Origin of the sequence: Empedobacter sp. UBA5924, assembly GCF_002431085.1 — a bacterium.
Lineage (GTDB): Bacteria > Bacteroidota > Bacteroidia > Flavobacteriales > Weeksellaceae > Empedobacter > Empedobacter falsenii_B.
In genome coordinates this window covers 45,711-59,570 of record NZ_DJDM01000035.1, presented here as the reverse complement: position 1 = coordinate 59,570, position 13,860 = coordinate 45,711, and the positions used below count along the sequence as shown (strand labels likewise).

Sequence of the window (13,860 nt, the reverse complement as noted above, 5' to 3'; positions counted from 1 at the left end):
ACATAAAAGAAATCATTTAAGAATAATAGATTTAAAGTCAAAACTTTAAGAAATTTGTAAAAGAATAAAAGATAGACATTATCATTATTCAATTAGTGTTTTTATAGTAGTTTTGATTGGTTAAAATCCTCGGAATAATTTTCCGAGGATTTTTTATTTTCTTAATCTATCAACTAATAAACCAATTACAAAACCGATAATCGAAGGTGCAATCCAACCTAAATCGTATTCGAAAAATGGAATTTTATTCAGATTTTCTATAGTCGATTCATCTAACTTTCCTAATAATTTCAATAATCCTAAAATTGCGATGATTGTAGACGCTATTAATGCAAAAATATAAGGAGTTTTGCTTTTAATTGTTTTTCCAAACAACACTATATAAATAACTAACGTGATTGTAATTGGATATACGAAAGCCAAAGGTGGATATGCAAAATTAATAATTTCGTCTACACCTTTTATTGATAAACCAAACGATATTACTGTACATAAAATCACTAAAGCAGTGTAACTTACTTTTCCATTTGTTAAACGTCCAAAAAATGTACCTACCGCAGATGTTAATGCGATTGAAGTGGTAAGACAAGCAAACGCCATACATAACGCAATTGCAATTAACCCATACTGTCCTAATGTATTTCGAGAGATTTCTATTAATAATTCTGCACGAGAAATTTCTGGATTTGTAATTCCAGAAGTAGCACCTAAATAAATCAATCCACCATATACAAATAACAAACAAGTTGTAGACAATAAACCTGATATAATTACAATTTGAGATTTACTTTTTGTATCAGTATACCCTTTATCTCGTGCTGCTGAAATAATAATTCCAGCAAAAATAACAGAAGCCAAAACGTCTAATGTTTGATAACCTTCTATAAAACCTTTCGAAAAAGATTGCATCATCGTTAAGTCTGAAGGTAAGAAATCAGCGGTTGGGTATATAATTCCAATGACTATTAATAAGGTCAATAAAATCAATAATACTGGTGTTAAATAATTTCCAATAACGTCTACCACTTTTGAGGGACGAATCGCTAAAATAAGTGTTACTGCAAAAAATAGTAACGATCCCCACATCGGATCCAATGTTGGAAAAAATGGTTTTAATCCCACTTCGAATGTTGTTGCGGCAGTACGAGGAATCGCAATTAACGGTCCGATACAAATCATAATAATTGTACCTAAAATAGCCGCCAAATGTTTGTTCACACGATGCCCTAAATCATTAAAATTATCACCCGAAAAAACAACAGATAAAATACCAGTAAATGGCAATAAAATACCAGTTAACCCAAATGCTATCATCGCGACGAAATAATTTGAACCCACTTCTAATCCTATCAAAGGAGGTAAAAGAAGATTTCCTGCGCCAAAAAACATCGCAAACAACGCAAATCCAAGCGTTAATACATTGGTTAACTTTTTACTTTTCATATATTTAATAATTCTATCTGTTTTAAAAAACGGTTCGCAAATTACTACAATTGCATTTTGAAGCCTTAAACTTAGTAGAATTATTCGATAATCACACAGCCAATTTATAAATTCGACAGATTTGAATAACAATTTTTATATTTATCAAAATTTAAACTTTATATATTATGAATGTTTTAATCATCTATATCATCAAATCTCAACTCATTTGAAATTTTATCTAAAGAGATAATTCGGTTCGTTGGCGCAGAATCTTCTCCATTTGGCTGAAAATATTGAATATCTATCTTCATAGTTTCAAAGTAAACATTCATAACAAAAATTTTTAAGCTTTTAATTTTAAAATTTTTGTAATAATATTTATGAGATAAATATTAAACATCATAAAACAGATTGATATTGAAGGATACTCAAAAACAGCGAAAAATAGTATGACCGAACTAAAAAATAGTATTAAAACTACCGCTAAAAAAATCGAAAAATAATTAAGATAATTAAAACCTATCGTTTCTTCATCATCAAAATTAGTGTAGAATATTGCTGCAAAAAAATTGACTATAATTAAAAGAAACAATAAATAACCTAAAAGCGGCAAATAAAAACCTAAATCATAAAATCCTCGAATAATTGTTTCATCTAAAACAAAAGCTACTGAAATACAAAGCCATGTAATGTTGGTCCAAGTAAATATTTGTCCAGAATTAGAGAAAATTTCTCCTAAAAACAACTCCGAAATCTTATCAATTTTCAAATAAAATGACATTGCAAATAAGCAAATCACAAGCTCTATAATAAAAATAGAAAAACTGAAAATTGTATCATTATTTTTAACCACAATATCTGTAAAGGAAATTGCCATCAGTACAAGACCGATGACAAAAATCCCTAAAAATAAGTGTGCAAATGTTATTTTGTTTTGTTCCATTCGATGTTTTTTGAATAGTACATTAAGATTGCAACAATGATAAACAACCCTATACTTCCTACTAATAACGCGTGTTCTTTGAGTTGTAAAACACTGTAAATAAATGTGTATAATAAGATTAACATTAATGTAATTTTGAATGCTAAACCAAATGATTTTAGGAGAGAATTAACGAAAAATGTTATCAATAAAATGGTTGCACCAGATGAAATAAAGTAAGCAATATCAAATCCTAAATATTCTGACAACGATAACAATAATACAAAATTGACACAGATTGCAAATCCAACTAAGGCATATTGTACCAAATGAATATTAAAATTATTTCGACTTTCTATAAAGAAAAACGCTACAAACGTTAATCCAATGAACAAAATTGCATATTTTGTCGAACGATATGTTTTGTCATAATGATCATTCATTTGTAAAAAATTAACGCCAAAACTATAATCAGAAAAGTTAGAAGCGTCCTGCCAAATCTGTCCTTGCAAAGGATTTTGTTGATAAATAGACCATTTTACATTGGTTTTTCCATTCTTTGTTTCGGGATCAGAATTAGGTAAAAAATTTCCATCATATTTCAAATCTTTCCAATTTGTAGTCAAATCAACTTTTGTATTAATCGCCGATGGAATGATATTTAACATTTGCGAACCTTTCATTACCAAGTTAATCGAAACTTGATTAAAATCGAATGTAGAAGGATCAATTTTTTGAGACATCATTTGCACAGGCATCACCTTTTTAATGGCACTCGCTTGTTCCGAATATTCTCCATTTTCTGCTCTAACTTCTGGTTGAATATCAATTGTAGAAGTCGAATTATCCATATTCAACGGAAAATTTTTGCCGTTAGATTGTACAATCACTTTGTTCTCATATCCTTTAGAATCAGAGATTCCGAAAACAATTTTAGTCGAAACTATATTTTCTGCACTTACCTCCATTTCTGCAAGCATATCGCTATAATTCTTAAATTTCGAATTGATATTTAGCTTAGAATTGTAAACAACAGCTTCATAAATACTACGACTTTTTAACTGCGTATCTATCGTTCCATCGATATTCAAATCATTTGCAGAAATATACTTTTTCACTTGTTGTTTCACAACTTTTCCTTGCCCGTCATTTACATTTTCCATGTAAATAACCTCGATAAAAGGACCATAAATTGTCTGTTTTCCACTCCACTTATCAGAAATTTCGGTAATTACCTTGTCCTTGTTTCCTTGACGTTCTTCTATTAAATTTAATATGAACGGAATCGGAATTAAAAGTCCTAAAACTAAAAGGCATACCAAAAATCCTTTTATCATTGTTTTGTTTTGTGAATAAACTGATTGATTTTCAGTTTGATATTCATTTTCTAAATCATTGTGTTCCATAAGTTTGAATTTTAATTTTATTTTAAAAAGTACTTTGTTTTTCAAAGTTTAAATGCAAAAAAAATTATTTTATATTCTTTATTAATTTTTCAAGATAGTTCAAATGCTCCTGAAAAGCTTGTTTTCCAAGTGCTGTTATCGAATAAGTTGTATTCGTTTTACGACCTATAAATCCTTTGTGCACAGTAATATAATCGTTTTCTTCTAGGTTTTTTAAGTGTGAAGCCAAGTTACCATCAGTCAAATCCAAAAAGTCTTTCAAATCCTTAAAAGAAATTTCTTCATTCATGATCAAAGCACTCATAATTCCTACACGAATACGATTATCAAAGACTTTGTTTAATTTATTAAGATTAAAATCCATGTTGCAAATTTAAGCTTTGTAATCATATTTTCGCACCATCCAAACTCCAAAAATCAAATGCAAAAGACCGAAACCGATAAACCAAAATAATAAACCATTGAAAATAAAATAGAAAGCCAATAATCCTAAAAATATTTCACACATTGCCAAATATTTTATCTCAACAATCGTATCACGTTCCACCGTATAAAGCGCCAAACCGTAAAATAAAAGCGTTGCTGGAGCTACATAAGCAAAACTAAAATTATTGATAAAGATTAAACTTACTAATCCTCCAACGATTAAAACAAAAAGAAATTTACGCAATATTCGTTTTGTAACTGGATTTATAAATTTAACGCCGTCTTTTGCCGATTTTTTAGTCATAAAAAAGAAACCTCCAATACAAGCAATTATTAAAGTTACAATTCCTAAAATGAATAATTTAATCTCTAAATTTTTCATTAAAATAGGCGTCAATGTTCCTCTGTAATTTACTTGAAGCGCATCTTGTAAAATCAAAACATAAGCGATAAAAGCAGAAATCATTCCCACTACTCCAACCCAAACACCGCTCCATCCACTAATGCTTGTGAATTTTGAGGTGCGTTGCATCATCGATTTGATTTCGTTTAAACTTTCTACAGGATTATTTGTGCTCATATCAAAAGTACTTTGTAATTCAAAGTTAATATAAAAAATGATTCTACAAAATATTTTTTCAAAAAAAAATCCAATTTCTAAATGAAATTGGATTTTAAAATATAATGAATCAAATTATTCTTAAGGATTTGTAGACCACAAAGAAGCTGATGCCAGCATTGCGCGTTTATCTAATTTTAATAAATCGACAATTAATTGAGCAAAATCTTCTGGCTGAAGCACTTTTTCTGGATTCCCGTCTGTGATTTTCAACACATCTTTTGACATCTCAGATGCAATTGTACTTGGAGTTAAAGTCGTAACACGAATGTTTTTCTTTCTCAATTCAAACATTAATGATTCTGATAAACCTATCAATCCCGCTTTTGAAGCTGAATAAGCAGAAGTTACTGCGTTTCCTTTTAATCCTGCTGTTGAAGATACATTGATAATATCACCACTTCCTAACTCTACCATCGAAGGAATTACTGCTTTAGAAACATAATATGGTCCAAATAAATTCGTACGCACAATCTCTTCCCAATCATTTTCTGGCATTTCCAAAAAACTTCCGAAAGCCGCAATACCGGCATTATTAATCAAAATATCAAACGCTCCAAAACTCTCAATTAATCGTTCAAGTTGCATTTTCACTTCAACTTTTTCGACTACATTAAAAATCGAATAATCCGCTTTTACTCCAAAACTTTTGATCTCTTCTACAGTTTCTTCTAATGTCTTTGTATTTCGTCCTGTCACAGCTACATTAACACCTTCTTTAGCCAATGCCAAAGCAACAGCTTTTCCTAAACCTCTACTACCTCCTGTGACTAAAGCATTTTTCCCTTTTAAATCTTGCATAATTATTTTATAATTAAAATTTTACAATTTATTTTTTTGAAGATTTTTTATGATTTTGAAGTACAAAGATAAACAACACAGATTTCTAAAAAAATATTTTTTATCTACTTAATTATAAGTATTTTTACTACTTAATCACACACTGAATGGATAAATATTTATTTTTTACTCTACTCCTTATCAACGTTCTCTCTTTTTTTTTATTTAAAATAGATAAAAAAAACTCAATTATTGGTAAAAGACGTGTATCTGAATTAGCACTTTGTTTTGTGACTTTGATTGGTGGAACAATTGGTTCTCTTATGTCAATGCAGATTTATCGTCATAAAACAAGAAAAAAGTCTTTTATTTTTAAAATAGTAATGATTATAGCAATACAATGTAGTATATTAATTTTTTTAGTTGATCGAATTTAATTCTTCTAAAATTTAAACCTACGACCATCTTTTTTCTCAGCTTGTTGTTTCTTTTGATTCAATCTTTTTTGTTGAGAAGCTTTCGTAGGTTTGGTCTTTTTTCTAAACTTTGGAATAATCAATGCTTTTTCGACCAATTCTAACATTTTCTTTGTGGCAGATTCTTTATTGTCCAATTGAGAGCGAGATTCTTGTGAATTGATTTGTAGAAATCCTTCTGAATTAATCTTATTTTTTAGCTTTTCTGTAATTAATGCTTTTTCTTCCTCCGAAAAAAATAGAGAAGATTCAATGTTCCATTTTGCTAAAACCATTGTTTCAACTTTGTTTACATTTTGTCCTCCAGCTCCACTACTTCTTGCTGTTTTATATGTTATTTCAGAAGAAAAATCTTTCATCACTTATTATTTTTATTGAATAAAATATGAGATATCAAACAAATTAAAGTAAAAAATACGCCAACAGCAACCACTCCATTCCATTGAAATTTATCCCACGCATTTGCTGCAATAAATGTTCCTAAAGATCCACCAATAAAATAGCTTGTCATGTAAACTGTATTCACTCGATTTCCTGTTTTGGCATCTAATCCAAAAATAATGGTTTGATTAGAAACATGCATTGCCTGTAAACCTAAATCGATCAAAATTACACCAACAATTAATCCCCAATATGTATAGCCAAATTCATAGAAAAATCCCCAAGAAATTAGCATAGTAATGATGGAATAAAAGATAATTTTTGATGTTGACAGAACTTTTGAAACTCTACCAACTAATGCAGCAGCTAATGCTCCTACTGCTCCAATTAATCCAAAAGCACCAGCAATATCGCTTCCAACAAAAAATGGCGCTTCTTCTAAGTGAAAAACCAATGTTGTCCAAAATGCACTAAATGCTGCAAAACCTGTAGCTCCTCGAAAAGAAGCTAATCTTAATTGCGGTTGATTTTTTACTAAATCGACAATCGATTTCATCAAATTACCATAAGTTCCTTTGAAATTTGGTTGTATTTCTGGTAAAAATATATAGATAAAAATCCATAGAACAAACATTAAAATTGCGCCTATCATATAAACTTCTCGCCATCCTAAATATTCACCAATAAAGCCACTAAAAACGCGAGAAAGTAGAATACCAACAAGCAAACCACTCATAACCATTCCGACAGCTTGCGCTTTTTTTTGAGGTTCAGCTAATTCAGCCGCCATTGGCACAAAAACTTGCGGAATAACTGAGGTGAAACCGATTAGAAAACTTAATGGAAAAAGCCAACTTACAGATGGTGCAAAATACATTCCCAAAAGAGCTACTATTATAAAAACAAAATCGATTAAGATCATTCGTTTTCGTTTCAGTAAATCTCCTAAAGGAATAATAAACAACAATCCACAAGCGTATCCAATTTGTGTTAACATTGCAATATTAGAAACTTTACTTTCGGAAACATTAAAATCTTTAGCGATTAATGACAATAATGGCTGATTGTAATAATTATTTGCCACAACCAAACCGCTCCCAATAATCATTATCCATAAAATGATTGGAGTTAATTTGGGTTTCATTTGTAAATTTTCCATTCTAATATTCACTTGCTTCAGTCAAAAGTTTAACATCATCATGAGATAATTGCACATTTACAGCTTCTACAAAAGCATCAAGATGTTGTTCCTTAGTTGCACTCGCAATGGGAGCTACAACAGTTTTCTGATCCATTAACCAAGCCAATGCAACTGCCGAATAAGAAATATTATATCGTGTAGAAATAGTTTGTAAAGCGTCCAAAATTTTGAATCCTCTTTCATTCAAATACTTTTTGATTCCATTACCGCGCAAACTTTGTTGTAAATCTTCTTCAGTTTTATATTTACCTGATAAAAAACCACTCGCTAAACTGTAATAAGGGATAACAGCTAAATTATATTTCTCTGCAACAGGTTGCAAAAATTCTTCAAAATGCTGACGATCATATAAATTATATTCAGGTTGCAAGGTTTTGTATTGCGGTAAATTATAAAGTTCTGATTTATCCAACGATTCAGTCAATCGCTCCGAAGAAAAATTAGAAGCTCCTATAAATCTCACTTTTCCTTCTTTTATCAATTGATTATAAGCGGATAAAGTTTCTTCTACAGGTGTATTTACATCATCATAATGAGTTTGATATAAGTCAATATAATCTGTTTGTAAACGGATAAGTGATTCTTCTACTTCTTTTAAGATATGAACTTTTGTAGTATTTGGCTTATCTTGAATCATATTTCGTCCACCAACTTTCGTTGCCAAAACGATTTGATCTCTGATTCCTCTCGATTTTAACCAGTTTCCGATAATTCGTTCAGATTCTGTTCCAACATTACCTTCCACCCAATACGAATAGTTATTTGCAGTGTCTACCGCATTAAATCCTCTGTCCAAAAATCCATCTAAAATTCGAAAAGATTCTTCTTCATTCAATGTCCAACCAAAAACATTTCCTCCGAAAAAAATTGGTTTTATTTCTAAATCTGTATTTCCTAATTGTACATTTTTCATGGGGATAAAGATAAAAAAAAGCTACTTTGCAGTAGCTTCTTGTTGTAAAATTTTTTGACTCACACGTCGAAAAATGTAACTTTTAAGATACTTTTATGGTGTCTTCATAGGTTTAGAAAACAAAGCATCAAAGTTTAATACTTAGTTTGAAATCGATACCACAAATATATATACTGAATAATATCTATCATTAAAATAGAGTTCAGATTTCGTTAATTCACGTTTCAGCAAGGTGAATTGTGAATTTATTCAGGTGAAATTTTAATCAACTTTCAAAATCATTCGAACTTTTGTTCCTTTTTCATGAAAATCTATAAAAATATTTTCTTCAATATTATGATTAAGCAATTGTAAACGCTCATTAATAATTTTAAGTGCTTTCGAATCGTGAGTTTTATTTTGCGTAATTTGTGTTGTATTTCCTTTTCCGTTATCTTCAATAATTATTTCTAAATAATCAATTTTTATTCTAATAATCAATTTGATAATCGGTTGCAAATGGTTTTGATCAAATGCGTGAACAAAAGAATTTTCGATAATTGGCTGAATCAACATTGGCGGAATTTTGATACGATAAATATCCAATTGGCTATCAATTTGAACATCAAATTCTATTTTATTTTTCCATCTAAAATTCTCAACTTCAACATATAATTTCAAAAAATCAATTTCATCTTTCAAACTAATTTCATCTTTTGTTGAAAGATTTAACATCTGACGAATCAAATGAGAAAAACGTCCCAACGAATTTAACGCATTATCAATATCATTATCCAAAATATAAAACTGAATAGAATTCAACACATTGAAAATAAAATGCGGATTCATTTGAGATTGTAAGGCTGTTAACTTCGTTTCGGTTAATTGTCGCTCTAATTGCAAACGTTGATTTTCTTGTGTATTTTTCTCATTTAATTGACTAATTTTTAATTGATTAAATTTATTTAACGTCTTGATTTTATTTGTATTATAACGATAAATAATCAATCCTAAAGTTAAGACTGACAACAAAATAAAATAAATATTCAAGTAAAAAGGTTCGTCAACATTCAACGAAACCAAATCAATAATTTGTTTTTGTCCGTTGCTTGTATCTGTTATTTCTAATTGAATACGATATTTACCATATGGTATATTCCGCAAATAAATAGATGGGTTATAAAAATACTCATTCCACTTTTCATCAGGATTTACACGATATCTGTACTTATAACTTTGAGCGAAATTAGCATCAACGACAGCAAAATTTAGTGTAATATTGTTCTCATTATTTTTTAAATTCAAATCTTTATCAATCAAATCAAACCACATAAATTTATCTATCCCAAAAGATTCATCATTAATTTTAAAACTTGTAATAATAATCTCTTTCGACTGATTTTTTTGCTTTAATAAATTCTCAAGATTTAACTTATAATAACCATTTTCAACACCAATTGTAGCCGTTTTTCCGTCAAAAATAGACGAATGTATATCCTTATTCACAAAACCTTGTTCATTGCCAATCATATATGTTTTACCATTATTGAAAACGAGTAAATTACGATTGGTTCCAATTAAAATTGAGTTCCCAAAAATGTCAATTGAACTAATATTTTCTCCACAAATTTCACGAATATTAATTACTTTTTTTGTGATTAACTCATCTCCCTTTATCTCTAAAATATAAACTTTCGCAAATTCTGTTGCAACCAACAACTGATTATCTCCAACACATTTTATCATTTTAATTTTAGATTCTTTAAACTGATTATTTTGCAAATACGAAATAAAATTTCCATTTTCATACTTGAATAATCCATCTAAAGAAGATCCAAAAAATACAGCTTTTTTATTTTGACAAATCGAAACAACATCTTTCGGAACATTCGCTTGCGTAGCTGAATATGCGTGATATTTTAGATTATTCAGATCATCAAAAACCAAAATTCCTCCAAAAGGATTTGTCTGAATAAATTGATTATTAAAATATGTAAATTGACTTGTTCGATTAGGTAAATAATCTTTGAATTCTCCATTAAAATCTAACTCGAAAAGTCCTAAATTAGTTGCTATAATAAACGAATTATGACGAATAATCATTTTATAAAAACGAAGATTTTTTTCTTTCAAATCAAAATCAATTTCATAAAAATCTTTATTTGATTGACTTAAAAAATCTTTGAATTTTGACTTATTTCGAAGCATATATTGATAAAAAGCATTTCTCTTTATCTGCTTATTGAATACATTATTCTCTTGAAAATAAAGTCCTTCTGGTGTTAAAAAATATTGTGTATTCGCAACTTTTAAAATTTCAATAACCCTTTTATTATCAATCGTTGAAAAATCTAAAAAATGATTAAAATGAACTTCAAAAAGTCCTTTATCAGCACTTCCAACATAAATTAAATCATCCGTTTTACTACTAAAAACTCGATACGGATAATCCGAAGTGATTTTAAAATTTTCTGTTTGATCTGTTATTTTATTGTCCTTTAATTCGGCAACCATACCATTTCCCGCACCCGTTTCGTAACCAGCTAATAAAAGAGAATGACGTTTATCTGAAATGTTGTGATTTCTAAAAACTGGAAAATCGTAGGTTTTAAAATTCAATTTTTTATTCAAAAAATCGTTTATCGAAATGATATTAAGACCTTTAGAAGATGACAAATACAAATCATTATTATTCAAAAAACTATAATTAATTCGATTGAAAGGATTGACCAACTTCAACTTATCGCGATGAACTTCATAAACACCATGATCTATTGTTGCAACATAAACCTTGTTTTGATATTCGAAAAAAGATACCGCTTCGAACACAATATTGTTATTTTTTTCAAAAGAAGGATTATAAATTTTCTTTGATTTTGTATCAATAATCGAAACACCACCTTGCGCAGCAACATATATTAAATCATCTAAATAAAATAAATTTCGAACACGATCCGAAACTAATCCTTTCGCTGTATTAATTTGTTCAAAACGTTGACCAGTAAATTTCAATATCCCTTGTCCGTAACTTCCGAACCAAACATTATATTGCCTATCTTCTATTATTGTCCAAACATTATTGTATTGTACTTTCTCGAAGCGTTTCATCATTTTGAAATTGTCCATGTCTTTCACAAATACGCCAAAACGAGTTCCAACCCACAAGATTTTACGAGAATCTTTGTAAACACTCAAAATCTCATTGGCAGGCAAGCCATTTTCGTACGTGTATTGTTTTGTCAGAACATATTGCGCAGAAAGTTGATGAGAACAAAGAAATAAAACAAGTAAAAAAATGAAGTTACGCAACCACATTCGATAAAATTTTATACCCCAAAGAAGTCACAGGAAGATTTAATTCACCATCTTTTGGATGACAATTCAGAATCAATAAATTGTTTCGTTTATCAAATTTTTTAGCAAAATTAATATTAACCAAATACGATCTATTGACACGGAAAAAATTGGTTTGATCAATTAAATTTTCTACTTCTTTCAACGTTTTAGTTACCATGTACGCCTCTTTTTCGGTAAAAATTGTACAATAACTATCATCTGCTTTACAATAAATAATATCTTCAATTTTCAGTACCAAAACCTCTGTTATAGATGGAATAAATATAATTCCATGCTCATTTTTGAAAACATCTTTCAGATTATCAGTTTCTACTTCATCTTCAAAATCATCTGCAATATTAATAATCTCTTTCGTTATTTTTGTTTGATTTTGACGCTCTACAAAACGATTCAATAATACTTTAAGATCAGAAATTGAAATAGGTTTCATCAAATAACCCAAACATCCCCATTGATTTACAGCTTCTAAAATATAGTCTGAATGAGCTGTTGTGAAAATGACATCAAACGTAATATCATCGAAATAATCAAATAATTTAAACCCAAATTCCTCTGGCATGTGAATATCCAAAAAAACGATATCTGGTTGATTTTCCTTAATTTTTTCAACGCCTTCTTTTACAGAATTTGCAGTATCAATGGAAACAAAAAAATCTGGCAAAGCATGTTGAATAATTTTCTTTAACCCTTGTTGAGCAAAGTGTTCATCATCTATAATAAGAGCTTTGTAATGATTCATTTGAGTTTAATTTGTTACAAATATAAACTAAAAAAGGATGCTCCGTAGAACATCCTTTGATTATGATTGAAGTAATATTTTTAAACTCTTTTCGATTTTAATTGTAAAAAGATTGCTGCAATTATTGATCCTACCGAAGCCATAATAAAGCCAACCCACAATTGCGAATTAAATCCTAACCCCATTGCAATCGGAATTCCTCCTAAAAATGCACCTAAAGCATTTCCGATATTAAAACTTGCTTGACCAGCTGCTGCGGCTAAAGTTTCGGATCCTTTTCCGTTATTAATCAACATCATTTGAATTGGCGAACCAATTGTAAACGCAATTAATCCCGTAATAAACGACATAATATAAGCCATTATTTGTATGTGAGAAGTGAAATAAACAATCACTAAACAAATCGCCATCGAAGCAAATGAGATAATTGCAGCTTTATTTGGCGACATGGTATCTGCCAATTTTCCACCTATAAAATTACCTACAAACATTCCTAGACCAATCAAGGTCATAATAATTGGAACTTTTGTTTTGGGTAAATCTGCCACATTTGTCATTAATGGAGAAATGTAACTTATCCACGCAAATAATCCTGAAGTTCCGATAGAAATCATCACAATTAATACCCAAGCTTCCCATTTTTTGAAGAAACTTAATTGCTCTACTAAACTTCCTTTGTTTGTATTTTTAAGATTTGGAACCCAAAGCGAAATCGCTAACATTGTGATTAATCCTAAACTTGCAATAATCCCAAACGTTAATCGCCACGAAAAAACTTGTCCTAATTTCGTCCCTAATGGAACTCCGACTAAATTCGCAAACGTTAATCCCGCAAACATAATCGAAATAGCTTGCGCTTCTTTTCCTTTTGTTGCTAATTGTGCTGCCACAACAGATCCTACACCGAAGAATGCTCCATGAGGTAAACCAGACATAAAACGAGCAATTAATAAGGTATTATAACTTGGTGCGATAACAAAAAGTGAGTTAAAAATGGTAAACAATAACATAAAAAAGATTAATACTTTTTTAGGCGAATATTTACTTGTAGCCATGATCAATGTTGGAGCTCCAACCATTACGCCCATTGCATACATTGATATAAAATTCCCTGCTGTTGGAATTGAAATATTCAAATCTTTTGCAAAATCTTCTAAAACTCCCATCATCGAAAATTCCGTCATTCCGATGGCTAAACCTCCCATTGCTAAGGCAAGTAAACTCTTTTTTACCATT

13 protein-coding genes are annotated in these 13,860 nt (G+C 29.7%); 1 reads left to right on the top strand and 12 read right to left on the bottom strand.

From position 1 onward, the window contains the following. Positions 1–153: 153 nt before the first annotated feature. The 6 genes from brnQ to B3792_RS10040 form a co-directional block, all read right to left on the bottom strand. Positions 154–1,443 carry a branched-chain amino acid transport system II carrier protein gene (gene brnQ / locus B3792_RS10065; RefSeq protein ID WP_286495192.1) on the bottom strand — a complete coding sequence of 430 codons (1,290 nt, stop codon included), beginning with the start codon at positions 1,441–1,443 and terminating at the stop codon, positions 154–156. Positions 1,444–1,768: 325 nt separating this feature from the next. Continuing rightward, positions 1,769–2,368, bottom strand: coding sequence for a hypothetical protein (locus B3792_RS10060; RefSeq protein WP_291069512.1), 600 nt, complete (start codon positions 2,366–2,368; stop codon positions 1,769–1,771). After that, positions 2,350–3,753, bottom strand: a complete 1,404-nt coding sequence (gene creD / locus B3792_RS10055; RefSeq protein WP_180904588.1) for a cell envelope integrity protein CreD — start codon at positions 3,751–3,753, stop codon at positions 2,350–2,352. Before creD ends, B3792_RS10060 begins: the two co-directional genes overlap by 19 nt. 64 nt (positions 3,754–3,817) lie before the next feature. After that, entirely contained in the window at positions 3,818–4,117 is a 300-nt protein-coding gene (locus B3792_RS10050) for a winged helix-turn-helix domain-containing protein (protein WP_180904589.1), read from the bottom strand. A 9-nt stretch (positions 4,118–4,126) separates the two neighbouring features. Beyond that, positions 4,127–4,759, bottom strand: a complete 633-nt coding sequence (locus B3792_RS10045) for a hypothetical protein (RefSeq protein WP_180904590.1) — start codon at positions 4,757–4,759, stop codon at positions 4,127–4,129. A gap of 120 nt (positions 4,760–4,879) precedes the next feature. After that, positions 4,880–5,599 (bottom strand): 3-ketoacyl-ACP reductase, encoded by a 720-nt coding sequence (locus B3792_RS10040; protein WP_038331245.1) that lies wholly within the window; start codon positions 5,597–5,599, stop codon positions 4,880–4,882. A 146-nt stretch (positions 5,600–5,745) separates the two neighbouring features. Here B3792_RS10040 and B3792_RS10035 point away from each other — a divergent pair, with 146 nt between their 5' ends. Next, positions 5,746–6,015, top strand: coding sequence for a DUF1294 domain-containing protein (locus tag B3792_RS10035; protein ID WP_291061615.1), 270 nt, complete (start codon positions 5,746–5,748; stop codon positions 6,013–6,015). A gap of 5 nt (positions 6,016–6,020) precedes the next feature. On the opposite strand, the gene arfB is transcribed toward B3792_RS10035, so the two are convergent. The 6 genes from arfB to B3792_RS10005 form a co-directional block, all read right to left on the bottom strand. After that, positions 6,021–6,413 carry an alternative ribosome rescue aminoacyl-tRNA hydrolase ArfB gene (arfB, locus tag B3792_RS10030; protein ID WP_038331233.1) on the bottom strand — a complete coding sequence of 131 codons (393 nt, stop codon included), beginning with the start codon at positions 6,411–6,413 and terminating at the stop codon, positions 6,021–6,023. Next, a complete protein-coding gene (locus B3792_RS10025; protein ID WP_291069508.1) occupies positions 6,413–7,594 on the bottom strand; it encodes an MFS transporter in 1,182 nt (393 codons plus the stop codon). The genes arfB and B3792_RS10025 overlap by 1 nt, the downstream gene beginning before the upstream one ends. 1 nt (position 7,595) lies before the next feature. Continuing rightward, positions 7,596–8,549, bottom strand: a complete 954-nt coding sequence (locus tag B3792_RS10020; protein ID WP_125349277.1) for an aldo/keto reductase — start codon at positions 8,547–8,549, stop codon at positions 7,596–7,598. A 261-nt stretch (positions 8,550–8,810) separates the two neighbouring features. Beyond that, positions 8,811–11,843: a sensor histidine kinase gene (locus B3792_RS10015; RefSeq protein WP_291069506.1), complete on the bottom strand. Its 3,033-nt coding sequence runs from the start codon at positions 11,841–11,843 to the stop codon at positions 8,811–8,813. Further along, positions 11,830–12,624 (bottom strand): LytR/AlgR family response regulator transcription factor, encoded by a 795-nt coding sequence (locus B3792_RS10010; RefSeq protein WP_280049277.1) that lies wholly within the window; start codon positions 12,622–12,624, stop codon positions 11,830–11,832. The genes B3792_RS10015 and B3792_RS10010 overlap by 14 nt, the downstream gene beginning before the upstream one ends. Positions 12,625–12,704: 80 nt before the next feature. Beyond that, positions 12,705–13,859 carry an MFS transporter gene (locus B3792_RS10005; protein ID WP_286495202.1) on the bottom strand — a complete coding sequence of 385 codons (1,155 nt, stop codon included), beginning with the start codon at positions 13,857–13,859 and terminating at the stop codon, positions 12,705–12,707. Position 13,860: the final 1 nt, after the last annotated feature.

What these genes read in the sequence shown, in the direction of transcription:
- B3792_RS10050 (WP_180904589.1), bottom strand. Translation starts at nt 4,117, where the DNA reads ATGGATTTTAATCTTAATAAATTAAACAAAGTCTTTGATAATCGTATT.
- B3792_RS10025 (WP_291069508.1), bottom strand. Translation starts at nt 7,594, where the DNA reads ATGGAAAATTTACAAATGAAACCCAAATTAACTCCAATCATTTTATGG.
- B3792_RS10060 (WP_291069512.1), bottom strand. Translation starts at nt 2,368, where the DNA reads ATGGAACAAAACAAAATAACATTTGCACACTTATTTTTAGGGATTTTT.
- B3792_RS10045 (WP_180904590.1), bottom strand. Translation starts at nt 4,759, where the DNA reads ATGAGCACAAATAATCCTGTAGAAAGTTTAAACGAAATCAAATCGATG.
- B3792_RS10005 (WP_286495202.1), bottom strand. Translation starts at nt 13,859, where the DNA reads ATGGTAAAAAAGAGTTTACTTGCCTTAGCAATGGGAGGTTTAGCCATC.
- B3792_RS10035 (WP_291061615.1), top strand. Translation starts at nt 5,746, where the DNA reads ATGGATAAATATTTATTTTTTACTCTACTCCTTATCAACGTTCTCTCT.
- arfB (WP_038331233.1), bottom strand. Translation starts at nt 6,413, where the DNA reads ATGAAAGATTTTTCTTCTGAAATAACATATAAAACAGCAAGAAGTAGT.
- brnQ (WP_286495192.1), bottom strand. Translation starts at nt 1,443, where the DNA reads ATGAAAAGTAAAAAGTTAACCAATGTATTAACGCTTGGATTTGCGTTG.
- creD (WP_180904588.1), bottom strand. Translation starts at nt 3,753, where the DNA reads ATGGAACACAATGATTTAGAAAATGAATATCAAACTGAAAATCAATCA.
- B3792_RS10020 (WP_125349277.1), bottom strand. Translation starts at nt 8,549, where the DNA reads ATGAAAAATGTACAATTAGGAAATACAGATTTAGAAATAAAACCAATT.
- B3792_RS10015 (WP_291069506.1), bottom strand. Translation starts at nt 11,843, where the DNA reads ATGTGGTTGCGTAACTTCATTTTTTTACTTGTTTTATTTCTTTGTTCT.
- B3792_RS10040 (WP_038331245.1), bottom strand. Translation starts at nt 5,599, where the DNA reads ATGCAAGATTTAAAAGGGAAAAATGCTTTAGTCACAGGAGGTAGTAGA.
- B3792_RS10010 (WP_280049277.1), bottom strand. Translation starts at nt 12,624, where the DNA reads ATGAATCATTACAAAGCTCTTATTATAGATGATGAACACTTTGCTCAA.